Raw genomic sequence first — 25,519 nt, 5'->3', positions numbered from 1 at the left:
TCCATAATAGCTACTAGAGGAAGCGTAAATCTGAGCATTTAGTGATAAGGACTGAGCGAATTTTGCTCCGTTTTTCTAATGAAGAAATACGCTGTCTTTATCTCGCATATAACTGGCAGTAAGCCCCCTCTTCAAACATTTAAGTGAAACCAAGGATGGGTTAGTGAGGAGGCAACTGCCAGTAAATGTCCGATTGTTTCAAAGGCCTTTAGGTCATACCCTAGTGGTACTAACAATCAGTGGGGTGATAACCCCTCCCACTGATTGAAGTTTCACTTTATTGGTAAGTAAACGTTGAAGGTATTTTGGTTGTCGGAAGAACGAATAGTAATGCTTCCGTCATGTTGATCGATGATTTCTTTTGTAATAGCAAGACCTAAGCCCGCTCCACCCGTTTCCCTGCTTCGTGAAGAATCTAGCCGATAGAATCGTTCAAAAAGCTTTTCTTGCTCCATTTGAGGTATGTTTTCACTTGGACCTGTAATGGAAATAATATATTGGTATTGCTTTACTTTGCCTGATATATATATAGCTCCAGTACCCTGATAATATCGGATTGCGTTATCCAGCAGATTGCTAACTACTTGTTGAATTCCTTCTGGGTGTAAGGATAAGCTAGATTCCTCTAGTTGTACATCAATTGCTATCTTTTCCTGCTTTAACGTCCAATTAAACATAGCAATACATTGTTGGATTAGTGTATGAATGGCGGTTTTTTCTTTATGGTACGGTGTTTGCGATGTAGTATAGTCCCACTTTTTTAATTGATCAAACTGTTCGAGCATAGAAGTTAGACGCTTGGATTCTTGATAAAGTGCTGCAAATAATTGCTCATCACCTGTTATATCGCCAGATTTTAAAGCAAGTAAATAGCCGTTCAGATTGGAAAGAGGCGTTCGGAATTCATGAGATATATCGGAAACAAGCTTTTTACGTTCTACCTCATTTTTCGTTAGTTTTTCAATCAATTCATTATACTGCTCCACTAATTGTCCAATTTCGTCTTTTCTGGACACGGTAATTGCTTCTGGATACTCCCCTCTTTTTAATAGTTCTGTAGCATGCATTAAACTACGAACGGGCTTTAGTAGTCGTCTAGTTAGATAAAAATAAACGATAGTACCAGCAATAATAGAGATGATAATAAACAACCATACATAATTTAATAATGTTTGATTGAATTGTTCTTGTCGCTGTTCGTTTAAATTACCAACTCCTGCTGCTAAGAAGCAGGCAGTATGATATAACGCCCAGCCACTAATAATCATGGCAACTACAATGACGAGAAAATGTAATATCGTTAATCGCCATAAGAAGCTCTCAGGTAGGATATTGGTTATTTTCTTACGTAGATGTGACAAACTTATACCCCATTCCTCTTATGGTTTGAATGCGCTGTGGCTTGCCAGGCTCTCTTTCTATTTTTTCGCGAAGCTTTTTAATATGTGCATCGATTGTCCTTTCCATTACCATTTGCTCAGCATTCGGATAGATTTGCGAAACAAGCTGCTCCCGTGATAAAACAAAATTTGGGTTTTGCATAAAATAATGGAGCAGGTTAAATTCATGCTTTGTTAACTTAATCTGCTGATCATAAAGAAGCACTTCGCCTTTACGAGGCTTTATACAGAGCCCATCACTAACGATTTTTTGACAAAAATGGCTGGTGCGGCGTAAAACTGCTTCAACGTGGGCGATAAGCTCATTAGGATCGAAGGGTTTGGTTATATAGTCATCTGCACCAATATTTAAGCCAGTAATTTTATCTTCTACTGTCGCTTTTGCCGATAACATAATAATGGATACTTCACCATTTACTTGCTTTCGAACCCAATTACAGAAAGCTTCACCACTTACCTTTGGCAGCATTAAATCAAGGATGATTAAGCATGGATGGTGTGCTAAGAATAAGGATTTTGCTTCATCTCCATCCACTGCTTCAATGACTTCATAACGGTGCTTCTCTAAATATAATCGAATAAGTTTTCGAATCATTTTATCATCTTCAACAACCATAATTGTTTGCTTCATATTTTCACCACCCATGCGTTAGTTTACCGTAATTTGCAGAAAAAGAATATAATGTACTGCATTCTTATTCAATGTTTCGCTCTTTCTTCAAATGGTAAACAATCCTTGCTGAAAAAAGCTATGCTATAAAGTAAGTAGAAAAAAGTATCATTTATTGCATTTTCTCAAATTCCTGCACCATTAAATCATAGTTCATTGCTCCGAAGGCTTTGTATTGAATGCGTCCCTTGGAGTCAACCATGTACGAGGTAGGTATTGGCTGTATTTGATATTGATTTGCAACCGTCGTTTTTTCATCCTTTAAAATAGGAAAGGTAAGTTCAAAATCTTTTACAAAACGTTTAACATCAAGAAGATTACTTTCAGTTTCGGTTAAATTAATAGCTAAAATAACAATATCCTTTTTCTCATGGAATTTCTGCATATCAGGCATCTCAGCACGACATGGTGGGCACCATGTTGCCCAGAAATTAATCATGACCCGTTTTCCCCGGAAATCAGAAAGTTGAACGGTTTCACCGTCTAGTGTTTGCAATTTGAAATCCGGCGCCATATTGCCAATATTTAGACCTTCCTTATCGGTATTCGCCGCTTTTTCTTCGTCTGGATTATCTTTTACCTCCGAAGTAATGGTATTCTTTTCAACGGAAGTCTCTTCATCCTCTTGAACGGTTTGATTTGATGAAAAAACAAAATCATAGAGTGCCCAAGAAAACATTGCTAGAATTACGACGATAAGTATAGTTTTCTTCATTAAAATCCCTCCTTAGCCTAAATTGGTTAACCATGTATCTTGAACAAGCTTTAATAAAAAGGCTGATATTCTAGGCATTTGTCCAGTAAACAAGAGTACTCCCATGAGAATCATAATGGTTCCTCCAACTTTCATGATCTTGTCACTATATCGGACAATCCACCTTGTTGACCCAAGGAAAAACGTTAAAATCAAAAATGGTAGGGAAAAACCAATGACATAAAAAAGCGTGTACCAAGCTCCTTGTGTTGGATTCGCTGCAGCGACTACTAAGATGGAAGCGAATATAGGTCCGATACAAGGCGTCCATCCTGCAGCGAAGCCCATTCCAACAAAAACAGTTCCTGCATATCCTACCGGTTTCTTGGTAAAGCGAAATCGTTTTTCTTTCATGAAGGAGGTAATTTTTAGCCAACCAGCTACAAATAAACCCATGATAATAATAAAAATTCCAGCTATACGTTGAATGAGTTGACCGGATTCTCCTGCTAAAATTCCTTGAATCCATTGACCGAGGAAGGACACACCTACACCGAGGCCGATGAAAATCAAGGACACTCCTATAAGAAAGAAAATAGCGTGAACTAGGAGCTTACTTCTAATTTTTATGTTGTTGTTATTTTCTAATTCTTTTACACTCATCCCAGTTATATAGGAAAGATAAGCTGGAAATATAGGTAATGTACAAGGTGAGAGAAATGAAAGCATTCCCGCACCTAGAGCTAGCCAAATAGTAAGATCTGCAGCTTGCATCATTCAGACACCTTCTTTCTTTTGAATACGAATAAAATGCTAAATATAAGCCCGACGGTAATGAAAAAGAATGGGTGGATCATATAGCCAAATATGGTTGTGAATGGCATTATCCACGTTATACTTAATTTTCCAATTGCCCAGACCCAGACCATACAAAGCAATAGGGTGGATTTCCTTAATCGATCGCGTAAAAGCAGAAATGTAAGTAGCAGAATGAGTAAGAGAATAAAGTCCCCCCAAGCAAGTGTATTATTTTTCCAAATGATTTCGATAAATTGATACATGAATGATGCTACGAGTAATACAGGGACATAGCAGTACAATAGTATTTCTATGTCAACTTCGCTACGTTTTGCTTTATACCATAGCTGTATTGCTAGTAGAAACAGTGCGAAATAAAATGCTTGTGCATTACTCGGATATGCTAAGACAGCAATTGGATCAGAAATAATTAAGGAGAGGTTCAGAACTATTTTCCCTATCCAAATAAAGATTACAAAATTCACTAAATAAGATATCATTTGTTGCGATACTTGCTTTCGCTCTGCTATAGGTAAATTACTGCTAAGAAAATAGGCAATAAATCCAACACTCATACTAATTACATGTATTGAAATTGTTGTAAGAACTGTTGCTGACGGCATAATCCTTGGCCTCCATAAAATTTCAAGTATTTACATGATAACGTAGGTTTGTGAAAGTTTGATGAAAGTAAGGATACAAAAAAATTAATTTAAACTTTTGGTATGATGGTTTATAGAAGCTTGGGAAATAGTAAATATGTTACGATAAAAACATCTAAGCCTTATTTTAGGAGGACGGAATGTATTTGATAGCAAAGCATCCATATATAAAAATAGAACGAAAAGTGACCAGTGTGGAGCAAATAGATATAGAACATCAGCGGGTGATTTATTTATACCATGATCGCGTTGTCACACAAAATCGAGAATTTCCAATAAAGGATGTTATGGACTTTTCTTATCGAGAAATTGCCAACCAAGGCGGCATTCTATATCTGCATACATTACGCGGGGTATATACCTATACAGTGAAGTCCTCACCGGAAGCATTCCTTTCAGCATTTAAAGAGCATTTTAAATCGAGTCAATAATGAGTAATTCCATAGTGTATTATGTTAAAATGACATGAGCACGTAAATGATTCTCAAATAGGGAGCGGAACAAGGTAGTGGAGATTAAGCATCTACAATACTTTATTGAAGTCACAAGAGCAGGCAGTTTTACGCAGGCTGCCACTACATTATATATAACTCAGCCTGCTATTAGCAGAATCATCAAATCTCTGGAAGAAGAACTTGGTGTTTCATTATTCATACGCTCGAGGAAGCAATTGTCATTAACGGAAGCAGGCCGCGTTTTGTACGAGCATGCCCAAAATTTTGTTGAGCAATATCAAGCGATGATGTTAGATCTAGATCAAGTACAACAACTTAAAAAGGGGCATATGCGTATTGGATTACCTTCGATAACGAATTCTTTTTTCTTTTCACAGTTAATCGCTTCGTTTCATGAAGAATATCCAGAAATAACCTTTCAATTAGATGAGGATGGATCTAAACGAATCGAAGAGAAGGTCCTTCATGATAAGCTTGATTTTGGTGTTGTTGTGCTACCGACTACACATGACGAATTTTATCATTATTCGTTTATAAAAGAAGGTTTAAAAGTGGTTGTTCCATCTGGTCACCCGCTTGCTGTTAAACAACAGGTTCGCTTACTAGATTTGAAGCATGAATCGTTTATTATGTTTAATAAAGACTTTTCATTAAGAGATAGCATCGTTACTGCATGTGAAGATGCAGGCTTTGAACCGTACATTATATCGGAAACTTCTCAATTAGATTTTATGGAGGAGATGGTAGCTTCCAATGTCGGGATTACTTTATTACCAGAGAGCACCAGTACAGAACTGACTAATGATGTTAAAGCAATAGCTGTGGAAAATCCTACAATTGTGTGGGATCTTGCTTTGATCTGGAAAAGAGATAGACAGCTTCCTCAGGTGATGGAAGAGTTTATACGCTTCGCCAAAGAAAAGCTATTACGTAATGAATCATGAATGAGCTTGTAGAGATTCTATTTCTCTGCAAGCTTTTTTTATAGTTTAGGAAATTTTAAATTTGAGCCTGTGGATAAATAATAGGCGTGTTGAGAGCTGCGTCCAGCTAAACAGAGAACTAGGCGACTTCACGAATGCCCTAATCTAAGTCATCATCGGCTCGTAAGGTCACCGTGATGCCTTTATCTCCCTTGACTCGCTTCAATTGCTACGTTTCTATCGGGCGCTTGCGCTTTTTTTCTTCATCTAAATAGAAACCCACATCTTGCGCTTACCTCTTGACTAATGAAGGACATACATTTCACAAGTTAAGCCTTTACATAACATTTTGTTATGGTACATCAACATTAATGGCATTGTACGTACCAAAGTGTAGGGGTTTATAATGGATTAGTGGTGAGGTGAGAGCCGACCCTGAAATTAATAGATAAGGTGATTTATATATGCAAGCTAAGAAGAGTAAAGAAACACGTATCATTCAAAATGATCAAGTTTTGATAAATGATTTAAACAACTATCATACATTGTTTGGCGGAGTGCTTATGAAGAAGCTGGATGCATGTGCTACGCTATCTGCACGAAGACACTCTCGTGTGAAGGAGTGTGTGACAGCTTCGACGGACTCCGTTAATTTTATTTCACCAATACGTCAAAGTGATTCGGTATGTATCGAATCTTTTGTTTCTTATACGGGTAAAAGCTCTATGGAAATTTTCTGTAAGGTAATTGCAGAAGACATGATTACAGCAGAACGAAGAATTGCAGCTACAGCATTTTTAACGTTCGTTGCCTTAGATGAAAATAAAAAGCCAATTGACGTTCCAGCCATTATTCCCGAATCTGAAGAGGAGCAATTTCTCTATTCAACTGGTGAAGAACGAGCTAAGATACGTAAGTTGAAAAGGCAACAAAACAAAGACCTTGTGGCCAAGCTTTCGGTTAAAAAGCCTTGGGATGAGTAAGCGAAAGGGGAGAAGACTTCATGATTATCACATCTAGCTATCAAGATTTATTACATGCAAAGCAGGCCATTGCTAAATTCAAAGAAGATAAACCAGCTGTATATCAGCGTTTCGTGCATGTCATTCAATTAACAAGACAGTTGCAATTTAACTTTCAATACATGGGCTGCCTTATTATGGATGAAGATGCAAAGAAATTCAGGCCGGCTGTTCAGGATGAATATATACTAAATGTATATAATACGGAAATTGAAAAATTAAAAGAAGATCAACGGGTAAATGATCTTAAACAGCTATTACATGCTTACAAGCAAATTGGCTATAGCAATTTAAGTGGTTTGGTACTTGGAAAAAAACCAATGTCATTAGTTGGCCCAAAAGTAGTATAAGGGTAAGCAAGGGGCTGTTCTAAAAGGAAACGCTATTCCTGTGCAATGAGAGTATACTTCTCTTCTGTGGGCAAGGATCAGCCTTGTGTGATCCCCCCCACTCATTCTAGTGGCTGCACATGGTTCTTTTCTACAAAGTTTTGTATAATCGCTGTATAAACAAGGCATGAGCTGAGACAAAAGAATTAAGAAACAACGAACGATGATTAGTTGAAATTAATTATCGTTCGTTTTTTGATCAGAATTATTCATTTAGTACCTGAAATAAGCGAGACTCCGGCGGGAATAGCACGAGTCCAAAGATCCACTTGGTAACGTGTTTTTCTTTACCCAGTTAGCTGTGGCCGTGCCCGGGGAAAGCGCGTATATTTTCGGTGCAGCGATGATACTCCTATTGATAACTTGCGTAAAAAAGTTGTGTTTTGTCCCAGCTTCTGTTCTTTTACATCTGTTGTTTATGGTTTTTGCCCCATAGACCTGTATATTTATATATAGCGACTATAAGTGCAGAAATGAGTAAGAGTACAACTGGAATAATCCAAGTAAATCCAAGAGAGAATAGAATTGGTGTAAACGTAACAATAATAATATCTACAGGAGCAACACCAATATAAGCTAATGCATAATCTTCTGGCGTTTTACTCTTCAGCTCTGGGTCAACAATTCGCAAAAGCGCTAGTCCCATAGCTACTGTCCCCGTGCTCCATCCCCAGCCAAATAATGACTTTTCCAACCAGTATTCTTGAAATATGTTTGGACCAATAAAGCGGAATAAAAAGTATGCCCAAAGGATCCCAAACACAAACAAAAGAATAAGCGGTACAGCATAGTCGATCACTACTGTAATATTTATGGAAGCAATACCAATTGCGACAAGGAAATCAGTAGCAGTTCCACCAATACGTTCCATGACACGTTGATCTATATAATCATCTGCATGTATCCTTCTGCTAATGGATTGGAAAATAAGTCCTAACACAAAAGCAACACTGAATAATGGAATAGATACAGAAGGAATGAAAGCAGTTAGCATATTCGTAAGCCAATAAGCAACACCAATGACAAAAGCTATAATTGCCAAGTGTAGAACAAACGGATCGATAGAACTAGAAGATACGGTTTCTTGTCCCATATGATACCGTTTGTTTTTAGGCATTAGTCCTGACCTAAGCTCGTCCGGTAAGTCTTTGAAGCTTGTAATAAATTGTGTTTGTCCTTTTTCCGTACTGCGTTTAATTAAAAACAATCCACCTAATACAGCGACTAATATTCCAATGGTTGCTGAAGTCATTCCTAGGTCCATTGCTTCTTCCCACCCGTAATGTGCAAACCCTTCGCCTATGGCCGCGGCTGTTCCGTGTCCCCCTAGAAAGCCAGCGCCTAAGATAAGACCAAATCCACTAGGTAAATTTGAGAAAAGAGGCACGAGGATAAGCAAGCCGAATAACGCTCCTGCTCCCCACATGGAAAGCGTGAGTATCATGGAATAAGAGAACATGTTACGAACGCGATGAAATACGTCTCCTATGTTAACTTTGGCTGCACCAATAGGAATAGCAGCAAAGATAACCGCAATTAACAGCCCAGGATATGTGCTGAATTGATCAGAAAAAGGTAATACATTCACTCCACTTGGTCCGAAGGCAAGTCCAATAAAGCCAGCAATCATACTAGCAGGTAGAAATAAAGCTTGTATCCATTTCACTTTTGCGCGTAGAATGGTTCCAATTAATAACAATCCTGAAATAATACTAATATCAATCATTAATGCCCAAATTGTAAAATTAGTCATTTCTATATATTACCCCCCATTATGAAATTGTTAGATGAAGTTTGGTACTTGATAAATGTGGCTCGTCACTGAAAGCGAATGTGTTTAAGAGTGAGGAAGTTTGTTGACAGACAGTTTATTATACCACAAGGAATCTTTTCGTACAGGATTTCTATTAAATACTTAATTTTACTACAAATGGGATATATGAAAAGATTCTCTCTTTAGTTAGGAAAGGAAGAAAGGGGGGACTTACGATTTAAATGGAGATGCTAATTTTTTGTCGTATATTTCATATAAACACGATAATTTATCCCGCTTATTTTGCTAAATGATTGCTTCTTCCTGGTAAATTCCTTGAAACCTAACTTCGTGTAGAGGTTCATCGCTTTCGTATTGGTGTCGGCTACTTCTAATATATATTCTGTAAAAGTAGGAAGAGCAAGCAATTGCTCTATCATATCTCTAGCAACGCCCTTTCCCCGATACTGAGGAGCGGTAGCTACGAATTCTATAGATGCCTTACCCGGGCCAGTTTCAATTGGAGGCTTTTTAAATTCCCGTTTAAAAACATAGTAGGCAAAGGTGCCCTTATAGAAACCTAAATGCTTTCTTAGCTTTTGCTTAATGGGGTGAACGGATAGAGCATGACCGTCTGTACATGCGGTTATTCCAGCAATTTCTCCATCGATAATAGCTACATAAAAAACCTCTGTTACAAACATGTGCTCAAGGGCAGTAATTAATGTTTCTCTATCCTTAGAGAAGAAGGTGAGATGCTCGCCAAATCCATCAACAAATATAGAACTAATTGCTCTTTTAACAGATTTCTCTAACTTACATGCTTGCTTAACTTCCATCATTAATTTCCCTCACTTTGTTTTTGATTGACTTAATCAGTCAATATAAGCTTAAAGGGAAGCCTACTCAATGTCAATGTGTTTTTGAAATCAAGTAGGCTAGTTTATCCCGCATATAACTGGCAGTAAGACTTCACATCAAGGTATTGGTAAATGGGTATAAACTGCCAGTAAATGCCCGATTGGTTCACGGGCCTTTAGGTCATATCCTTGTGGTACTAATCATCTGTGGAGAGAAATAAAACCCCCAAAGGATGGAAGTTTCACTTTATTCTTTATCCTAACATTAACAATGGAGCTAGCTGTGTTGGTTAATAATCTCTTCTAGATCGTCAGAAAGATTATCTATATCGTCTGGCCCATAGCGTAGGCCAACTCTACTTTCATCCATTTCTAGAACTTCTGAAAGAAAGCCGCCAACCCCTCTTGCTTTTCTATCAATCTCTAAAATAACCTCAACATCAGATTCAGATACGAAGAATATGGCTTCTATCTCGTCTAATTTTCCTCTGAACTTACCCTGATATGCTTTAAATTCATATTCTTGCATGATAGGTAATCGTTTCCGTAGCTGACGTGGTGCATTTTCACAAGTTACTTCTTTCAATTTGAATCCAAGGCTGTTTGCAGCTCGTAAAAATGCATCGACAAGCGGATGGGGGTATACCTTGATATAGTCACGATCGCTTGGATCGATTGCCTTTTTAATATCCAGACCTGTTTCGATCCATACCTTTGTTTTCCCTAATGTTGCTGGAATATCGGCAGGCAACTCAAAATGAAAAGGAATCGTTTTAGATTCATTAGGCTCAATAGTAAAATGATTACCTAATTCATACTTTTGTAATAGTACAGAGCTCTCAGCCTCTTTATCTTCTTCGCCATATTCGTATGTATAAGAACCCATTAGCTTTAAGTAGATTGCGTCAATTTCTTGTTCATTATTGCCCCCTTCAATCTCTAAAACACCTTCTAAAGCCTCGCCAGGAACAAATTCTGTTTTTGATAATTTCGTATCAATTTTTGCACTACCGATACCAACAGAATTCAACAGCTTTTTAAACATTTATCTTCATTCCCTCCATATGTCATTAGTAAAAATTATACGTCAAAATCCCCTGGATTGTAAGCGTTTTATCAAAATGGAGCCTAAGGAAAGATCACTATTAATTAAAGGAGAATCTATCGTACGGTTAACATTCGTAAGATGAGATCAACCTTTTTCTCTGTATCTTTCTGTATCCAAGGAAGATCCTCGACAATTATTCCAGATATAACCGTTAAGTACAGATCAAGAAGTTCTTGAGGATCATTTGCAATCATCTCTCCCTGCTTCTGTGCTTCTATAAATAAAGGAAGTAGCTCTTTAAAATAGCTATTTCCAGATGATTCGATTAATTCGTGGATTTGTGCTGGTATAGGATAGCTGCTCTTTGTAATATGTTGAATGACTCGGAAGATATCACTATTCCCCTCTTCAATAGCAATCCTTGTAAAATGTTTTATTTTTCCCAATGGAGATAGTTGAAGGGTTTGAATTTCTTTAAACAGTTCGTCAGTTCCTTGCATTGCCCATTTAAGACTTTGATAAAGAACTTCATCTTTGGAGTGGAAATAATGATAAAGTAAGCCATGGCTAATTCCTGCTTCTTTTGCAATCATTCCAACCTTTGTCAGCTTTACTCCATTTTCAGCAAATACCGTTAAAGCTGCTCGCATAATTTGGTCTTTTCGTTCATTTCGAATCTGTGATAATTGATCCTCATTTAATGGAGCCATTCATATCAGTTCCCCTTTAGATACCTTTATACACTTTCTTTAAATTTATCTTATCAAAGTTACGCGTATAGGGAAATATTCTTGTAATGAAAAGAGGCTAGGACAAAACACAACTTCTGTACTCAAAATACGAATAATTACGTTATCAATAGGAGCATCATCGCCGCACCGTGAAAATATATGCTCTTTCCGTGGGCACGGCCTCAGCTAACTTGGTAAAGAAAAACACGTTACCAAGTGAATCTTCGGACTCGTGCTGTTCCCACCGGAGTCTCGCTTATTTCAGGTGCTAAATGAATGATTCTGATCAAAAAACGAAAAGATAATTAATTCAAATTAATTATCTTTTCGTTTTTATTGTTTCTTTATTCTTTTGTCTCAGCCTCTTTTTACAGTTAGCCCATATGGATAAATATGGCGTGTTGAGCCGCGTCCAGCTCCAACGCCCAGAAACTAGGCGTCTTCAGAATCGTACGAAGATAAGTCATCATTGGCTCACTAACACATCGTGATTCCTTTATCCCCTTTGACTCGTAACGTCGATACATTTTTCTAATCGGACGCTTGCGCTTTTTTCTTATTCCTGCTTATTTTCCGCGGATTTTTGCTACCTCATCAGCGACAAATTGGACATTCGTACCAACAATTACTTGAATGCTATGCGTACCTACAACATTAATTCCAGGAACACCAGTAGCTTTAATTTTATCTTGATTCACTTTATTCATATCATTAACCTCTACTCGTAAGCGAGTTACACAATTATCTACCGATGTAACATTGGCATCTCCACCAAGTCCTTCATATATTTGAGCGGCCATTGCAGTGAATTTTTGATCTGCTGGAACTTCTTCTGTAGCTTGTTCGTCTTCCAGATCCTGATCATCTTCACGTCCAGGTGTTTTCATATCAAACTTCTTGATTAAGAAACGGAAGAGAACATAATAGATCAAGGCGAATACTAACCCTTGGACGATTAGCATATACGGCTGATTGGCTAAAGGTAGGCGAGAGCTTAGAAATAAATCAACAAAACCTGCGCTAAAACCGAACCCTGCAGTCCAATTGAAAAATGCTGCGATAGCTAAGGAAAGTCCTGTTAGTATTGCGTGAACAAAATACAATGCTGGAGCCAAAAACATGAATGAGAATTCGAGTGGCTCTGTTACACCTGTAAAGAAAGCTGCGAATCCAGCTGCCAGTAGTAGTGATGCAGCTTGTTTTTTACGTTTAGTTTTAGCCGTATGGTACATAGCAAGTGCTGCTGCTGGTAAACCAAACATCATGATAGGGAAGAAACCAGCTTGATACATACCAGTTACCCCTTTTTCACCTTCACCAGACCAGAAGTTTCCGATATCGTTAATTCCAGCAACATCAAACCAGAATACGGAGTTCAGCGCATGATGTAATCCAGTTGGAATTAATAGTCGGTTGAAAAATCCATACAAGCCAGCACCTGCAGCTCCTAATTGACTAATGGACTCGGCAAAGGATACTAATCCAGAATAGATGACTGGCCAAACAAAGAATAACACACCTGCTACGATAATCATCGCAAAGGATGTCATAATTGGCGCAAGCCGTTTGCCACTGAAGAATGCCAATGCATCCGGTAGCTGTACATGACTAAACCGGTTGTACATACTAGCGGCGATGACACCTGAAAGCATACCGATAAAGGCATTTGCGATACTTCCAAACGCAGCATTAACATTTTCTGCTTCGATGCCCTGTAATAAAGCGACGGTATCTGTTGAAAGTAATGTAGTGACAACTAGATAACCCACAAGTCCACTTAATGCAGCAGAACCGTCCTTATCCTTCGACATTCCTAACGCTACACCAATAGCAAAGAGAATCGGAATATTATCAATAATGGCAGAACCAGCTTTAATCAAGAAGGCTGCAATTGCATTTCCTTCCCCCCAGCCAGATGGGTCAATCCAATATCCGATCCCCATCAAGATGGCTGCAGCTGGTAGCACTGCTACTGGCAGCATTAATGAACGACCGAGTCGTTGTAAATATTTCATCATAAGAATTCCTCCTATACGTTTTATTGAAGCATTGCAGTTGAATACGCTATCAAAATTAGTATTATATAAAGACGGAGTCAGTATTGATATTTTTTTAAGCGTTCAATATGCAGTGTAATGTACCCCAATTCCTCTGGTGGTAAATCTATTCCATGAGCGGAAGACAACTTCTTGGCAACATGTACGGAACATTGATACGAGCGTTTAAACTTTCTTTTAATCATCTCTAGCATTTCTTCATCCATTGAATGTACCTCGTATTGGTATACACGATTTAGCGCAAAGCGAAGGTGTGTCATCAACCGCTCATAGGCCAAGTCATCTTCATTAAATGTGATGTTCAAATCCTGTTTGATGGTTTCCACCATATCTTTAACAATTGCTGTTTGTCTTACAGTTTCGTGTAAATCACCTCCCTGAATTTTCATTGTATGTATGTGAAGCGCGATAAAAGCTGCTTCATCTAAGGGCATTTCAACCTCTAACTTATCCTTTATATGTTGAATCGCCCAAACCCCAATTTCGAATTCTTGCTTGTACATAATTTTAATTTCTTGTAACAGCTTGTTCTTTAGGTGTATCCCTTGCTGCTCTCTTTCAATTGCAAACGATAGGTGATCCGTAAGTGCTAAAAGTATATGCTCGTTTAATTTAGTGCCCAGCTGCTCTTCTGCATAATCAATAATCTCTTCTGAAAGCATAAGGTGTTCTTCCGGGATGCGCAGAATCAATTCTTGTAGCTTTTCGTTTTCCTTTAAGACAAAGAGTTTTTCAACCTTTTCTTGGCTGATAATATCCTTTCTCTTCTTATTGAAGGCAACTCCTGCACCGATGGCGATTTTCTCTTGCTTCCCATCGGTCACAATTACTGCATTGTTATTCAATATTTTTGTGATTCTCACCGGAAGTCACCTCCTATTCTTTCAGTTAACAGCTTTATTAGGCTTAAATAGTGATAATTATTGTTTCACCTGCTTTACTGCTTGCTTCTTTCGTGAATGTAAAATGTTTATCTAGTTCTTTGCTATTCGTAATTATAATTGGTGTGATGATATCCGCTGCATGCTGTTTGATATAATCTAAATCAACCTCCAATAGCGGTTGGCCGACTTTTACGGTATCTCCGGTGTTCACCTGTACCTTGAAGCCTTCACCTTTTAAACCTACCGTTTCTAATCCGACATGGATTAAGATTTCTGTACCATCATCGGCAAGTAATCCAATCGCATGTTTTGTTTCAGGTATTTGTACCACTTTTCCATTGACAGGTGAAATGACGTTACCATCTTGAGGTATAATTGCTATCCCTTCGCCCATCATTTTTTGACTAAATACTGGATCAGGAACCTTCTCTAAAGCAACATTTTTACCATTTATTGGAGCGAAAATTTGTTGTTCGTTTGATTTTTTAAACATTTTTTTAAACATAAACAGTACACCTTTCTGTTTGATTCTCATGTTTGATAGATATTTTTATAAAAAGGGAGCAGGTAAGTAAACCTTAGTCTGTCCTAAAATCAAGAATACATCATGTGTTTTTCAATTTAAAAAGGCATGGCAGTATACAGAGAACCTAAGGTTGCTCTATCATACCACCATGCCTGATCGTATCAGTAACATGTGATACATATTTATTTGTTAAGCATATAGTAACATTATCCTATTTAAAAAGCAACTTCAAGTTGTTGTATGACTTTTTGTTTTTATCTTAGGAAAAATGTGCTTTTGCTTTTTTAGGTATGTCATTATGGCTGACTTCTTCCCATGTTTCAATATACTTCCCTTTTGCATAAACGCGTAAGTATGCATCTTTTTGTAGTTCACCACTAGCATAGAAAGTAACTTGTTTTTGCTTCCCCTTGCATTATATCCGATCAATGTATAATCATAACCTCCTGGACTTTTTGCATGTCCATCTTTATTTACTTGTACATAGATTTCTTCTTTGGGTACTAGTGGATTAAAGCGATCTGTAATTTCATTCGAAAATAAGAGCATGATGGCTAATCCAGTCACAATAATTGTACTAATAAATATGATTATAAAAAATAATTTTTTCATTTTAGTGCATCCTCTCCATTCCTGTTGACTAAATACTATCACGGAGAGCTGTTCTTCTTCGTTGGATCTACCTTACAAGCAGCTTACAGTTTTGAAAGGTAGGGGAAGAGCATAGTCGATACATTAGTTTTTTATGATTGCACGAATTAATTGGAATATGTTAATGGTTTGGTCGTATAGTAATCGTTGTGCCTGCTCCATACTTTCCTCAACAGACAATGGTCGATTAACGATCGAAAAACAACCATGGAATTGCTTACGCAGCGCCGTGAGGTCTCCTGATAGTGCTCCAGAAATTAATAGCGCAGGGACGTGCAACGTATTCGCTAGCTCGACAATATAACCTGGAGCTTTTCCGGATAATGTTTGTTCATCACTCTGCCCCTCACCAGTAATTATGAAATCGGCCTGTTTCATTGCTTGATGTAATTGTGTAGCCTCAGCAATAAGGGCTGCCCCAGAAGTTAGTCTTGCACCAATTGTTAATAGAGCGAAACCTAGTCCACCAGCGGCCCCTGAACCTCTGTTATTAGAGAAATCCTTACCTCGGTTCACTGCAAGCAAGGATGCATAAGCTGCAAGTGCTTCGTCAAATAGAGTCACCTGCTGTTCAGTAGCACCCTTTTGTGGGCCGTAAATGGAACTCGCACCCTGCTGACCGATTAATGGATTATCGACATCACAAGCCACATGGATTGTAACCTCCTCTAATCTAGGGTCGATGTCCGCAAATGATATATGATCAATGTCTAAAAGGTCTTTTCCAAACACGTCAGCTTGACTACCATCTTGCTTCCATGCTTTCATGCCTAAAGCTTGCAAACAACCAAGCCCACCATCGTTTGTTGCACTTCCTCCTAGGCCGATAATAAGGGAGCTACATCCGCGATCGAGTGCATCCTTTATCACTTCACCAAGTCCGAAAGAGGTGGTGTTCTCTGGATTTCTTTTAGGCTTTGGAACTTGAACAAGACCAGCAATATTGGCAATTTCAATAATAGCTGTATGGTCTTGGAGGATGGCGTAATAGGTATGGATGGTTTCACCTAAAGGACCTGTACAGGTTACGTTTATTTTTTGTCCAGTTGTAGAAGCAAGAATGACGTCAACTGTACCTTCACCACCGTCTGCCATTGGCTTTAGTGTAACGGTAGCCTCGTTATCAATAGAAAGGATAGCCTGCTTCATAATTGTTGCTGCTTCTAACGATGTTAAGCTTCCTTTGAAAGAGTCAGGAGCAAGTAGAATGTGCATGATATCCTCCTTTATAAGGTAGCATAATTCGGTGCCTTACCAAACAAGCCGACTCTGTTTGCTAGACAAGCTGCTAAGGCTATGTGCTATTAAAAATTGTGCAGCATAATAGGTTGTCATAATAAGTACATGTGAATAGACAACTGGTGATATAAACATATTCCAAGACAGGATGGAATCAGATATAACAAATAAGATACTACCTGCAATCGCAAATCGGTTCCCAGTCATTATTGCGAGCCAAGCCATAAAGGAAATGGCTACAATATAAAAAATGACAGGGATAATGAGCGATTGATTTCCTGAGGTAATGATTGCATGAATTAATGCATTTCCCATGAATAATCCATAGATAATTAGCGGGATGATGCTAGCAGCTCGAATAATGGAAAATTTCCATTGTAAAGAAAAACCAGCTAAATAGAATAGATGTCCGATTAAAAATGCAGTAAGACCAACGACAAACCATTGTAAGGTTCCGTCTCCGATTGAACAAAAAATGAGACCCATAAGAATAAGCCAATGTGTTTTTGTTTGCTGACGAGGCATTTGTTTTAACGCATATATAATGATTAAAATTATGGGAATCAATTTAAAGAAAAGCTTAAAGTTCTCTGGTTCAGAAGGAATGATAAAGATATACAGTATACTCATGATAAAAATCAGGATGGGTAATTGATTTGCATACATACGATCACCAACTTTTCTTAGAAATGCGTTTTCGCTACTTTAAAAATACCATATTAACCCAGCAATTCCGAGGAAAACTAAACCAATACTGCCACAATAGAGCCCAATTTTTGTACGGAACGCATAATGTTCTCTTGTTTCTGAATGGTAATTAGCTCGTTGCTGCTGTCCGCTCGTAAAAACTCCTAAGAAGATTCCTGAAATAACTATTCCTACTAAGCCAATTCCAGCTAGAATTGTAAGCATAGGATTAACCGCCCTTCGTTTTGTTCTTTGTGAAGCTAATGTATTCGATTATTCTCAAATGGGGTATTACTCCTAGCGTTTGTTTCTTTCCAGATAGGTTATCTGAAGTCTTTCCGACTTTTGAAATCTTGGCTGAAATGGGATTGATCAAAATAACTAAGATTCATTGAAGAGTAACCTAAGTGATGGTCCATTTCGCCATTTGACATCGTCTCAAACATAGGCTCAAATATGTTTTTTAATGCATTTGCACATCTTTTACCGTTTCAGGTTGATACTGTTCCATAATCTTGTTAGCTAATTTTAAGTTAGGATCTCTTTTAGGTTTACCCATTTAAAACACTCTTTTACCTTGTTATTCTACCAAATAAAAAATTGTGTAAATAAGAAACCGTACGCATTTCTTACTTACACAGTTAATATTACACTCCCATTGTAAATGTAAAAGCTCTTCTTTACTGTTTTACTTCTTTGACAACGATCGCTTGAGTTACTTTGGTATTCTTACAATCTTCAAAAGTAGCTGCGTCTACAAACCCCAACTTTATTGCTGCTTCAAGCTTCTCTGTATCTGGTCGTTTCTCAGTAATAATAAAATCACTCAAATTTAAGTCGTCTAGTTTTTGCACAGTTACTTCAGGCATATAATTGCTAGAGGAACGGATTTGGCGATGTACCTGATAGTCACCACGTATAATTTCTCCTTTACGTTCTTTACCAATGGATCCATCAAGAAATTGGTGGAACTTCTTCTTTAATTGATGTAACTCTTGTTCGATTTCTTTTTTCTGGTCGTGTAAAACATAAAAACGTTTAATCTCTTCTTCTGTAACTCCTATCGTCTCATTCATTATTAGCCCCCACCTTACATTCATTTGTTTCGATTCTTTTCTGAGAAAGATGAACATGTTCTCTGCTAAATAGAGTTTTCATTTATACCTATGAATGCTTCTAGTCATTCATGACTAAAAACAATAAATTGAAACTTTAATCAGTTATATGTGGGATAAAATAACCGTTAACGAGGTAGTTATTGGAGAAGCATAGATGAACTTATCAGGGTCCTACATTAATTTGAATGAAACGTTTGTATTTTCTACTTAATATTTTGCTTATTTGAAGTATTTTTTGTTTCCTTTCTTCGTTCATTCTATTAAACTAATTACGTGGTAAATTATTCCTACGTGAATTTAATAGAAGTGAGGTACGATTTGTGAAACATACTCTAGATGCTGCTAACACAAATTCCTTAAATATTTTTGACGCGCTTAACTGTTTTTATCAAAAAGATGTCATCGCTAATATGTTTGCTACTTTTATCAACTACTCCTCAGAATTTGCACTTCAATTTCTCCGAGATTTCAGTACATTACATGTTGAGATAAACGCTAACACCGAAGTACGAGCTCGTTCGAGAATGGCACTCGGAAAAAGTATGGGTATCATTGATCTTGTGCTTTTAGTAGTAGAAGATAATCAGATTAACCATATTGTCGTTATTGAAAATATACTAAACCCTGATGAAAATGGTAAACATACAGAATGCCTTCAAACGGATACCGCTTTAGAAAACCTTTGTACGAAGCTTGGTGTTGATCATACTACTGTTTTCGTGGATTATGTCATTTTAACGTTAGACCCTTTTGGTAAGGACCAAGTTAAAAATATTCATATCGTTGATTATCGAACTTTTTTACAGGATATATGGGCTAACTTGTTTACAAACGAATCACTGAAGCAGCTATTTCTTAACTTTCAGGAGATGCTTGAACGCTTCTATTATGTGGCTGATATGAGTCTGGAAGAGCATGCTATTACATTATTGGCAAATCCGGATCTGGATGAGCAACAGCGTCATTTATTGTTTAAAAAATTAATTTGTCAAATAAACGTTGCTGAACAAGATGTAATTGAAATGGATGCTTTACAGGGAGCGGAAGAATTTAAGGCGATTGCACGAATTGCAAAACCAGAATGGGTAATTGAATATGGTCATGTATACCTTGAATGTGTGCTTGATTTGTTACATCCTTTTGAGCAAAATGGAGAAATTGCTTTTTTAATCTATGTGTACTATCAAGCGAATTCTAAGCGGAAGTTTCCAGAAGTTAATGAGATACGCGATTGGATGCATCAGTTGGTAAGTGAGGAGAAAGAAATCTTACCGCAAATGCATGTGGACAAGCTTCACACAAGTCGTGCTGTTGTTCAAATCAGCTTTGCAGATATACACACATTTAATGATTTGAAGGATTTACTTGAATATAGCATGGAATGGTTAACCCCAATCATAGTGAAAACGTTTGGAAAGGTATCCGAAAAAAACGTTATTCATAGAAATTAATATTTGCTAAGCGAGACTGAGACAAAAGAATGAAGAAACAATAAAAACGAACGATAATTAGTTTGAATTAATTATCGTTCGTTTTTTGATCAGAATCATTCATTTAGCACCTGAAATAAGCGAGACTCCGGCGGGAACTGCACGAGTCCGAAGATCCACGTGGTAACGTGTTCTTACCGAGTTAACTGAGGCCGTTCCCACGGAAAGAGCGTATATTTTCACGGTGCGGCGTGATAACTTGATCATTCGTATTTTGAGTAAAGAAGTTGTGTTTTGTCCCAACCTCTTTTTATCCCGCATATAACTGGTAGTAAGCTCCCTACTGATGGAAGTTTCATTTTATCTTGTAAACCGCTTTCAGTTCATTTATACTTGAAATAAACCGATTTACTAAACCGATTTAGTAATTGGATAAGGAGAATAAAATGAAAAAAATTACAATTGCTGATGTAGCAGCACATGCTAATGTTTCTAAAAGCACGGTATCTCAGTTTTTAAATAAACGATATGACTATATGGGGGAAGAAACGAAAAAGCGCATTGAGACAGCTGTTACTGAACTAGGTTATCGTCCAAATATTATTGCTCGTAGTTTAAAGCAGAAATCAACAAAGACAATTGGGGTCATCGTTGCAAATATTCTCCATGTTTTTTCCACACAGGTTATTCGTGCAATTGAGGATTTTTGTCACGAATCAAACTTTCACGTAATCGTATGTAATGCAGATGATGATCCTGTAAAGGAAAAACGCTATATTGAAATGCTTCGTGCAAAGCAGGTTGATGGTATTATAGCTTTTCCTACGGGAGAAAATATGGAGTTATATCAAGGACTGCTTGATGAAAGATATCCTTTCGTATTTATGGATAGACTAGTGCCGGGAATTCATATGGATGCTGTTTTATTAGATAATAAACGAGCATCTGAATTAGCTGTAGATCAATTTGTTAAGGCTGGTTATAAAAAAATAGGAATGATTTCTCCACTGATAGATATGCCTGTAACACCAAGACTGGAAAGAATTCAAGGATATAAGACAGCATTAGCAAAATACAATCTATCATTTCAACCAGAATATTTAGCAAGTGGAGCATTTACTGACATGCAAATGATTATTCAACAAATGCTTTCGTTGTCAGATCCACCTGAGGCTCTGCTAGCTTTGAATGATCGTGTGTTATTTGAGATTTTACAATACGCGAAGGATCATCATGTGAATATTCCGAATGATTTGGCGATTATTGGGATTGATGATGTATCGTTTGCTTCGTTCTATTATCCAACGCTAACGACAATTTCCCAGCCTGCATTTAAAATGGGAAAAAAAGCTGCACAATTGCTTTTTAAGCAAATAAATCAAGAAGATCAAGGAACAGCAGCTCAGGTTTACCGTTTTCCACCTCAATTAATAGACAGGGAATCATGCTAGCTGAAAGGAAGGATGTTTATAAAAAGAACGATTAATACGATTGCATCGGAAGTATCAGAAGGATTACACCGTGTAAAAACAGAGGAAGGCATAAATTTAGCTGGAGAACTCCAAAAAGCAAATCGAATTTTTGTTGCTGACACAGGACGATCTGGCTTCATTGGTAAGATATTTTTGATGCGAATGATTTGTTGCTTATTTTATCCGGATCCGGAAGCACAGGTACGCTTACGTACTTTGCCGAAAAGGCCAAAGCAATTGAAGCGAAAATAGCCTTGGTTACGACAAATAAACAATCGGCAATTGCAACGTTGAGTCAATGTGTCGTGAAGGTTCCAGCTGCTACTAAAAAAGGTTGCCACCCGAGCCTTCAACTATTCAACCGTTAGGTAGTCAATTTGATCAACCTGCTCATCTGTTGCTAGATGCTGTAATTGCTTATATATTGCAACATCTACCGAAGGATCAGATTAAAGAATTAAATCAAAGGCACGCAAATTTAGAGTAAAGAGGGGATAAAATAATGAATCCAATAGATATTATTAAAGATACCAAAGTTGTAGCGGTTATTCGTAAAGCAAACGAAGATAACATTGTACCGATATTAAAAGCATTGTCTGCAGGGGGGGTGAAAGCTGTTGAGATTACAGCAGAAACCCCTAATGTAGCTAATGTAATTGCGAAAGCAGTAGAACATATGAAACAGGATGTATGCATTGGAGCAGGAACTGTACTTGATCCAGAAACAGCAAGGACAGTAATGCTTGCTGGTGCAGCATTCATTGTATCGCCAACCTTAAATACAGAGACGCTCAAACTAACGAATCGATATGGATTGCTTACTATACCTGGTGTGTTAACTCCCACAGAAATTATTACTGCCTATGAGCATGGGGCGAAGATGGTTAAAATCTTTCCAGCTGATACATTCGGTCCCGATTATGTTAAAAATATCCTTGGCCCACTTCCGCATGTAGAAGCAATGGTTACAGGGGGAATAACACTAGATAATATGAATGTGTATCTGGATAAAGGAAGTAAGGCGGTAGGCATAGGCAGTAACCTGGTAAACGTTCAGCGGCTAAAAAGTCCCGAGGATTATCAACAATTAACAGAAATAGCTAGACAGTATAGTAGAAAAGCAGCGTACTAGCTTTAGCGTTGGAAGGGGTTGTTTATCCCGCATATAACTGGCAGTAAATGTCCGATTGGTTCAAAGGCGTTTAGGTCATAACCTTGTGGTACTAACCATCCGTGGGAGATAAACAACCCTCCCACGGAAGGAAGTTTCACTTTATACCTAATTTGTTTAGTTAAAGGAGTGATTTACCATTGAGTAGCTCAATTGAGGATAAACAATTAGCAGCAGAAGCAGCAGTCAAATACATTCAGACTGGGATGACGATAGGACTTGGGTCTGGATCGACGGTAAATTATATGTTGGAAGCACTAGCAAAGAGAATTAAAGAAGGCATGGATGTAAAAGGCATTCCTTCATCTGTAAAAACAGAAAAGCTTGCTAGAAAGCTTGGAATACCATTAATTGGATATTCTAAAGCAACTAAGATTGATCTAGCAATTGATGGCGCAGATGAGGTCAATAGCTCATTGCAATTAACAAAAGGTGGGGGAGGTTCACTTGTTCGGGAAAAAATTATCGATGTAGCAGCCACTAAGCTGATTATTATCGTCGATTATTCAAAAATGGTTACACATCTAGGGAGTTTTCCATTGCCAGTGGAAGTTGTCCCGTTTGGTTGGGAAAAGACAGCGGAAAGAATCGCGGCATTTGGGTGTAACCCAAAACTAAGAAAAAGTGATCAGGACGTTTTTATTTCTGACAACCATAATTATATTCTTGATTGCCAGTTTGATCTTATCGAACAACCAGAACAATTACATGAGCAATTAAAACAAACGGTAGGTGTTGTAGAAACTGGTTTGTTTGTAAATATGACAGATATGGTTATTGCTGCTAAGAACGGCATTATTGATACACGACACCGGGGATAATTAGATGGAAGAGTCGTTTGGAGGAATTAGCATGAATGAAGTGATTACCTTAGGTGAGGCGATGATTGTTTTCAATCCATGATCAACAGGTTCAATAAAATTTGTAAACACCTTTAAGTCCTTCAAAGGTAGTGGATCCGGTTGGCGCAGGCGATGGCTTTAATGCAGGTATACTATATGGACTGTTGCACGGCTGGGAACTAGCTAGAACGCTTCATTTTGCTAATACGTTTTGTTCCATGGTAGTTGGCTTGATTGGTGATAATGAAGGAGTGCCATATTATGAATAAGTGCAACAACGACTAAGTGAAGTCGAGCGTATTGGACGATGAAGCGTGAGGTGAAGGTAGTTCAATATAAGACAATTTTAGCGATATAAAAACCTGTGATGCTGGAAAGTATTAGACAGGGCTTGCATCTGACGCTGATGCAGATAACACAACAGTCATGGCCTTCTCTTCCGATATTACGATTAAGGATACATTAGCTATTGCAAAGTAAAAAGAAGCTAACATGAAATGTAGTGCAATCTCTCGTTGTATAGAAAACGAGGGGACGTTGAATGGCTTTTTAAGCTGCCGAGAGCATATATCGGCAGCTATTTTTTTATCCATATAACTGGTAAGTCCCCCACTTCCAGCAATAGCCAGGGAATCTAATGGAAACATATAGAAAAGAACTACATACTGTATCAACACCTTTATCTGGTTATGTTCAACTTATACTTTTCAATGAACTAATTGAGGAGGCACAGAAAGACAACATTTTGTTGAAGATGGAAGTACGTGTTGGTAGTTTTTCTTATTGGGGCCCTGGTGCAGGAGCTATTGATGAATCAAAGTATATACAGCTTATTCGTATTGGACACAAAGAAACCGAGATTCAAGATTTGAAATTTGGATTAAATAAGCTTGCTGAGATAGCAATAAAATCAATTGGTAACGATGATCCAAAAACAGCTTCCAATACAATATACCAAGTAACAGACCTACTGCTATATTTAGAACAACGTACCACGTTTTCGCCGTACTTAATGGATAATAATCACCAGGTACGTCTATTACTAGGTGTTGATAACTTTGAATATCATCTTTATCAAGGGTTGGGAATTATTCGGCACTATTCACAAAAAAACCATATAATCGCAGCTTTAGCACGGTTGGCTGAGTCCATAAATGAATAACACCATCAAGTGATATGGGAATTTGCAAGAAATACAATAGATCATATTTATACAGAATTTATTTTCGAGCTTGACCGGAAGTTGTTGCTAAAAAATGTATATAAACTAGCTGAGATTACTGGAAATAAACAAGGGTATGAATATATCCAATCTCATTTAAAGGGCTAGCCAGAAATATAACGTTTTTATCATACATGCGAAGTAAATGAGAAGTTCTTTCTGCCGTTCTATTACAGATTTGATCTTCTCCCTGTTTAAGATTTTGTAACTAAGGAATAATATCTATAGCAGAAACAAAAAGGAGTGTAAAAGTGTGAGTCAGCATAAAATAAAACAAGATATTGAGCATATTTTAGACAACAGCTTTGTTGGTACGATGGCAACGGTAAAAAACAAGATGCCACATTCAAGGTATATGACTTTTTTTCATGAAAACCTATCTCTATATACACCAACGAGTAAGCAAACAGACAAGACAGAAGATATAGAAGAAAACCCATATACGCATATTATTTTGGGTTATGACGGTGAGGGATTCGGTGATTCCTATGTAGAATACGAAGGTAAGGTTTCCTTTAATAATTCCCCTGACCTAAAAAAGCAGATTTGGAATGAGCAAATGAAAGTATGGTTTGATGGACCAGACGATCCAAATCTAACCATATTAGAGATTAAACCGTTACACATTCGTTTGATGAATAAAAAAGGAGAACGTCCAAAAGAATTAGAAATAGATTCAGAATAAAAAGCGTTTGGGATTTGTTAAATTTCTCGTTCTCTTGGACGCTACGAAGTCTTTTTTTTATAAGTTAAGAAAGTATAAAATCAGTGCAATGACTGCGTTAAGCCAAGTAGTTATTTTGAAATGTTTGATG

The 25,519-nt window shown here is 37.5% G+C and carries 30 protein-coding genes and 3 pseudogenes; 14 read left to right on the top strand and 19 right to left on the bottom strand.

What is annotated here, in order from left to right; translation table 11 throughout:
* Positions 1-272: 272 nt before the first annotated feature.
* From Q1A47_RS13045 to Q1A47_RS13025, 5 genes are all read right to left on the bottom strand, one after another.
* Positions 273-1,361: a cell wall metabolism sensor histidine kinase WalK gene (locus Q1A47_RS13045; RefSeq protein ID WP_246484535.1), complete on the bottom strand. Its 1,089-nt coding sequence runs from the start codon at positions 1,359-1,361 to the stop codon at positions 273-275.
* Positions 1,345-2,031 carry a response regulator transcription factor gene (locus tag Q1A47_RS13040; RefSeq protein ID WP_026679546.1) on the bottom strand — a complete coding sequence of 229 codons (687 nt, stop codon included), beginning with the start codon at positions 2,029-2,031 and terminating at the stop codon, positions 1,345-1,347. Before Q1A47_RS13040 ends, Q1A47_RS13045 begins: the two co-directional genes overlap by 17 nt.
* Before the next feature lie 151 nt (positions 2,032-2,182).
* Entirely contained in the window at positions 2,183-2,785 is a 603-nt protein-coding gene (locus tag Q1A47_RS13035) for a TlpA disulfide reductase family protein (protein WP_026679547.1), read from the bottom strand.
* Positions 2,786-2,797: 12 nt separating this feature from the next.
* Complete coding sequence (locus Q1A47_RS13030) at positions 2,798-3,541, bottom strand: cytochrome c biogenesis CcdA family protein (protein WP_166529916.1); 744 nt, start codon at positions 3,539-3,541, stop codon at positions 2,798-2,800.
* Entirely contained in the window at positions 3,538-4,185 is a 648-nt protein-coding gene (locus Q1A47_RS13025) for a hypothetical protein (RefSeq protein ID WP_166529917.1), read from the bottom strand. The genes Q1A47_RS13030 and Q1A47_RS13025 overlap by 4 nt, the downstream gene beginning before the upstream one ends.
* A 179-nt stretch (positions 4,186-4,364) precedes the next feature.
* Between Q1A47_RS13025 and Q1A47_RS13020 the strand changes: the two genes are divergently transcribed.
* From Q1A47_RS13020 to Q1A47_RS13005, 4 genes are all read left to right on the top strand, one after another.
* Entirely contained in the window at positions 4,365-4,655 is a 291-nt protein-coding gene (locus tag Q1A47_RS13020) for a hypothetical protein (protein WP_026679550.1), read from the top strand.
* 77 nt (positions 4,656-4,732) lie between these two features.
* On the top strand, positions 4,733-5,623 hold the full coding sequence (locus tag Q1A47_RS13015) for a LysR family transcriptional regulator (protein ID WP_166529918.1): 891 nt from the start codon (positions 4,733-4,735) through the stop codon (positions 5,621-5,623).
* Positions 5,624-6,066: 443 nt separating this feature from the next.
* The gene (locus Q1A47_RS13010) at positions 6,067-6,585 is read left to right on the top strand and encodes an acyl-CoA thioesterase (RefSeq protein WP_026679552.1); all 519 of its coding nucleotides are present in this window, start codon (positions 6,067-6,069) and stop codon (positions 6,583-6,585) included.
* Between the two features lie 20 nt (positions 6,586-6,605).
* Positions 6,606-6,974: a hypothetical protein gene (locus tag Q1A47_RS13005; RefSeq protein ID WP_166529919.1), complete on the top strand. Its 369-nt coding sequence runs from the start codon at positions 6,606-6,608 to the stop codon at positions 6,972-6,974.
* Between the two features lie 442 nt (positions 6,975-7,416).
* Here the strand turns inward: Q1A47_RS13005 and Q1A47_RS13000 are convergent, their stop codons facing one another.
* The 13 genes and pseudogenes from Q1A47_RS13000 to Q1A47_RS12940 all read right to left on the bottom strand — a co-directional run bounded on the left by Q1A47_RS13000 (position 7,417) and on the right by Q1A47_RS12940 (position 18,525).
* Positions 7,417-8,766 carry a sodium/glutamate symporter gene (locus Q1A47_RS13000; RefSeq protein ID WP_026679554.1) on the bottom strand — a complete coding sequence of 450 codons (1,350 nt, stop codon included), beginning with the start codon at positions 8,764-8,766 and terminating at the stop codon, positions 7,417-7,419.
* Between the two features lie 251 nt (positions 8,767-9,017).
* Positions 9,018-9,608: an N-acetyltransferase gene (locus tag Q1A47_RS12995; protein ID WP_051388211.1), complete on the bottom strand. Its 591-nt coding sequence runs from the start codon at positions 9,606-9,608 to the stop codon at positions 9,018-9,020.
* A 295-nt stretch (positions 9,609-9,903) separates the two neighbouring features.
* Positions 9,904-10,671: a sporulation protein gene (locus tag Q1A47_RS12990; protein ID WP_121604068.1), complete on the bottom strand. Its 768-nt coding sequence runs from the start codon at positions 10,669-10,671 to the stop codon at positions 9,904-9,906.
* A 116-nt stretch (positions 10,672-10,787) separates the two neighbouring features.
* Positions 10,788-11,384 (bottom strand): TetR/AcrR family transcriptional regulator, encoded by a 597-nt coding sequence (locus Q1A47_RS12985; RefSeq protein WP_026679557.1) that lies wholly within the window; start codon positions 11,382-11,384, stop codon positions 10,788-10,790.
* A 587-nt stretch (positions 11,385-11,971) separates the two neighbouring features.
* On the bottom strand, positions 11,972-13,423 hold the full coding sequence (gene nagE / locus Q1A47_RS12980; protein WP_026679558.1) for an N-acetylglucosamine-specific PTS transporter subunit IIBC: 1,452 nt from the start codon (positions 13,421-13,423) through the stop codon (positions 11,972-11,974).
* Between the two features lie 77 nt (positions 13,424-13,500).
* Positions 13,501-14,325 (bottom strand): PRD domain-containing protein, encoded by an 825-nt coding sequence (locus tag Q1A47_RS12975; protein ID WP_026679559.1) that lies wholly within the window; start codon positions 14,323-14,325, stop codon positions 13,501-13,503.
* 43 nt (positions 14,326-14,368) lie between these two features.
* The gene (locus tag Q1A47_RS12970) at positions 14,369-14,851 is read right to left on the bottom strand and encodes a PTS glucose transporter subunit IIA (protein ID WP_166529920.1); all 483 of its coding nucleotides are present in this window, start codon (positions 14,849-14,851) and stop codon (positions 14,369-14,371) included.
* A gap of 280 nt (positions 14,852-15,131) precedes the next feature.
* A pseudogene (locus Q1A47_RS12965) lies at positions 15,132-15,484 on the bottom strand (YxeA family protein).
* Between the two features lie 123 nt (positions 15,485-15,607).
* Entirely contained in the window at positions 15,608-16,738 is a 1,131-nt protein-coding gene (locus Q1A47_RS12960) for a glycerate kinase (RefSeq protein ID WP_026679562.1), read from the bottom strand.
* Between the two features lie 36 nt (positions 16,739-16,774).
* A complete protein-coding gene (locus Q1A47_RS12955; RefSeq protein ID WP_166529921.1) occupies positions 16,775-17,428 on the bottom strand; it encodes a lysoplasmalogenase in 654 nt (217 codons plus the stop codon).
* A 39-nt stretch (positions 17,429-17,467) separates the two neighbouring features.
* Positions 17,468-17,674, bottom strand: coding sequence for a DUF5316 family protein (locus Q1A47_RS12950; protein WP_034678008.1), 207 nt, complete (start codon positions 17,672-17,674; stop codon positions 17,468-17,470).
* 173 nt (positions 17,675-17,847) lie between these two features.
* Positions 17,848-18,008 (bottom strand): annotated as a pseudogene (locus Q1A47_RS12945) (IS256 family transposase); the annotation flags it as partial.
* Between the two features lie 121 nt (positions 18,009-18,129).
* Positions 18,130-18,525: a hypothetical protein gene (locus Q1A47_RS12940; RefSeq protein WP_026679564.1), complete on the bottom strand. Its 396-nt coding sequence runs from the start codon at positions 18,523-18,525 to the stop codon at positions 18,130-18,132.
* A 362-nt stretch (positions 18,526-18,887) separates the two neighbouring features.
* On the opposite strand from Q1A47_RS12940, the gene Q1A47_RS12935 reads away from it, so the two are divergent.
* From Q1A47_RS12935 to Q1A47_RS12900, 8 genes and pseudogenes are all read left to right on the top strand, one after another.
* Positions 18,888-20,018 (top strand): hypothetical protein, encoded by a 1,131-nt coding sequence (locus Q1A47_RS12935; RefSeq protein WP_121604065.1) that lies wholly within the window; start codon positions 18,888-18,890, stop codon positions 20,016-20,018.
* Positions 20,019-20,443: 425 nt separating this feature from the next.
* Entirely contained in the window at positions 20,444-21,448 is a 1,005-nt protein-coding gene (locus Q1A47_RS12930; RefSeq protein WP_166529922.1) for a LacI family DNA-binding transcriptional regulator, read from the top strand.
* Between the two features lie 12 nt (positions 21,449-21,460).
* On the top strand, positions 21,461-21,721 hold the full coding sequence (locus Q1A47_RS12925) for a hypothetical protein (protein WP_246484554.1): 261 nt from the start codon (positions 21,461-21,463) through the stop codon (positions 21,719-21,721).
* A complete protein-coding gene (locus Q1A47_RS12920; protein ID WP_226983570.1) occupies positions 21,637-21,837 on the top strand; it encodes a hypothetical protein in 201 nt (66 codons plus the stop codon). The genes Q1A47_RS12925 and Q1A47_RS12920 overlap by 85 nt, the downstream gene beginning before the upstream one ends.
* Entirely contained in the window at positions 21,804-21,956 is a 153-nt protein-coding gene (locus Q1A47_RS12915) for a hypothetical protein (protein ID WP_299632344.1), read from the top strand. Before Q1A47_RS12920 ends, Q1A47_RS12915 begins: the two co-directional genes overlap by 34 nt.
* A gap of 15 nt (positions 21,957-21,971) precedes the next feature.
* A complete protein-coding gene (locus Q1A47_RS12910; protein WP_166529923.1) occupies positions 21,972-22,601 on the top strand; it encodes a bifunctional 4-hydroxy-2-oxoglutarate aldolase/2-dehydro-3-deoxy-phosphogluconate aldolase in 630 nt (209 codons plus the stop codon).
* Positions 22,602-22,780: 179 nt separating this feature from the next.
* The gene (gene rpiA / locus Q1A47_RS12905) at positions 22,781-23,461 is read left to right on the top strand and encodes a ribose-5-phosphate isomerase RpiA (RefSeq protein WP_281414390.1); all 681 of its coding nucleotides are present in this window, start codon (positions 22,781-22,783) and stop codon (positions 23,459-23,461) included.
* A 125-nt stretch (positions 23,462-23,586) separates the two neighbouring features.
* Positions 23,587-23,751, top strand: a pseudogene (locus tag Q1A47_RS12900) (PfkB family carbohydrate kinase); the annotation flags it as partial.
* Between the two features lie 111 nt (positions 23,752-23,862).
* Here the strand turns inward: Q1A47_RS12900 and Q1A47_RS12895 are convergent.
* Positions 23,863-24,075 (bottom strand): hypothetical protein, encoded by a 213-nt coding sequence (locus Q1A47_RS12895; protein ID WP_162986318.1) that lies wholly within the window; start codon positions 24,073-24,075, stop codon positions 23,863-23,865.
* A 44-nt stretch (positions 24,076-24,119) separates the two neighbouring features.
* Between Q1A47_RS12895 and Q1A47_RS12890 the strand changes: the two genes are divergently transcribed.
* Entirely contained in the window at positions 24,120-24,644 is a 525-nt protein-coding gene (locus Q1A47_RS12890) for a DUF2254 family protein (RefSeq protein WP_166529925.1), read from the top strand.
* Positions 24,645-24,957: 313 nt separating this feature from the next.
* Positions 24,958-25,389: a pyridoxamine 5'-phosphate oxidase family protein gene (locus tag Q1A47_RS12885; protein ID WP_026679572.1), complete on the top strand. Its 432-nt coding sequence runs from the start codon at positions 24,958-24,960 to the stop codon at positions 25,387-25,389.
* Positions 25,390-25,519 lie beyond the last annotated feature (130 nt).

Origin of the sequence: uncultured Virgibacillus sp. (assembly GCF_947495635.1) — a bacterium.
GTDB lineage: Bacteria > Bacillota > Bacilli > Bacillales > Amphibacillaceae > Virgibacillus > Virgibacillus salarius.
The sequence above is the reverse complement of the archived record's forward strand: the minus strand, read 5'-3'. Positions and strand labels throughout refer to the sequence as shown.

Excerpts from the sequence above, each read along its gene's own strand:
- Q1A47_RS13040 (WP_026679546.1), bottom strand. The coding sequence starts at position 2,031 with ATGAAGCAAACAATTATGGTTGTTGAAGATGATAAAATGATTCGAAAA.
- Q1A47_RS13035 (WP_026679547.1), bottom strand. The coding sequence starts at position 2,785 with ATGAAGAAAACTATACTTATCGTCGTAATTCTAGCAATGTTTTCTTGG.
- Q1A47_RS13030 (WP_166529916.1), bottom strand. The coding sequence starts at position 3,541 with ATGATGCAAGCTGCAGATCTTACTATTTGGCTAGCTCTAGGTGCGGGA.
- Q1A47_RS13025 (WP_166529917.1), bottom strand. The coding sequence starts at position 4,185 with ATGCCGTCAGCAACAGTTCTTACAACAATTTCAATACATGTAATTAGT.
- Q1A47_RS13020 (WP_026679550.1), top strand. The coding sequence starts at position 4,365 with ATGTATTTGATAGCAAAGCATCCATATATAAAAATAGAACGAAAAGTG.
- Q1A47_RS13010 (WP_026679552.1), top strand. The coding sequence starts at position 6,067 with ATGCAAGCTAAGAAGAGTAAAGAAACACGTATCATTCAAAATGATCAA.
- Q1A47_RS13005 (WP_166529919.1), top strand. The coding sequence starts at position 6,606 with ATGATTATCACATCTAGCTATCAAGATTTATTACATGCAAAGCAGGCC.
- Q1A47_RS13000 (WP_026679554.1), bottom strand. The coding sequence starts at position 8,766 with ATGACTAATTTTACAATTTGGGCATTAATGATTGATATTAGTATTATT.
- Q1A47_RS12995 (WP_051388211.1), bottom strand. The coding sequence starts at position 9,608 with ATGATGGAAGTTAAGCAAGCATGTAAGTTAGAGAAATCTGTTAAAAGA.
- Q1A47_RS12990 (WP_121604068.1), bottom strand. The coding sequence starts at position 10,671 with ATGTTTAAAAAGCTGTTGAATTCTGTTGGTATCGGTAGTGCAAAAATT.
- Q1A47_RS12985 (WP_026679557.1), bottom strand. The coding sequence starts at position 11,384 with ATGGCTCCATTAAATGAGGATCAATTATCACAGATTCGAAATGAACGA.
- nagE (WP_026679558.1), bottom strand. The coding sequence starts at position 13,423 with ATGATGAAATATTTACAACGACTCGGTCGTTCATTAATGCTGCCAGTA.
- Q1A47_RS12970 (WP_166529920.1), bottom strand. The coding sequence starts at position 14,851 with ATGTTTAAAAAAATGTTTAAAAAATCAAACGAACAACAAATTTTCGCT.
- Q1A47_RS12960 (WP_026679562.1), bottom strand. The coding sequence starts at position 16,738 with ATGCACATTCTACTTGCTCCTGACTCTTTCAAAGGAAGCTTAACATCG.
- Q1A47_RS12955 (WP_166529921.1), bottom strand. The coding sequence starts at position 17,428 with ATGTATGCAAATCAATTACCCATCCTGATTTTTATCATGAGTATACTG.
- Q1A47_RS12950 (WP_034678008.1), bottom strand. The coding sequence starts at position 17,674 with ATGCTTACAATTCTAGCTGGAATTGGCTTAGTAGGAATAGTTATTTCA.
- Q1A47_RS12940 (WP_026679564.1), bottom strand. The coding sequence starts at position 18,525 with ATGAATGAGACGATAGGAGTTACAGAAGAAGAGATTAAACGTTTTTAT.
- Q1A47_RS12930 (WP_166529922.1), top strand. The coding sequence starts at position 20,444 with ATGAAAAAAATTACAATTGCTGATGTAGCAGCACATGCTAATGTTTCT.
- Q1A47_RS12925 (WP_246484554.1), top strand. The coding sequence starts at position 21,461 with ATGTTTATAAAAAGAACGATTAATACGATTGCATCGGAAGTATCAGAA.
- Q1A47_RS12910 (WP_166529923.1), top strand. The coding sequence starts at position 21,972 with ATGAATCCAATAGATATTATTAAAGATACCAAAGTTGTAGCGGTTATT.
- Q1A47_RS12895 (WP_162986318.1), bottom strand. The coding sequence starts at position 24,075 with ATGGATAAAAAAATAGCTGCCGATATATGCTCTCGGCAGCTTAAAAAG.
- Q1A47_RS12890 (WP_166529925.1), top strand. The coding sequence starts at position 24,120 with ATGGAAACATATAGAAAAGAACTACATACTGTATCAACACCTTTATCT.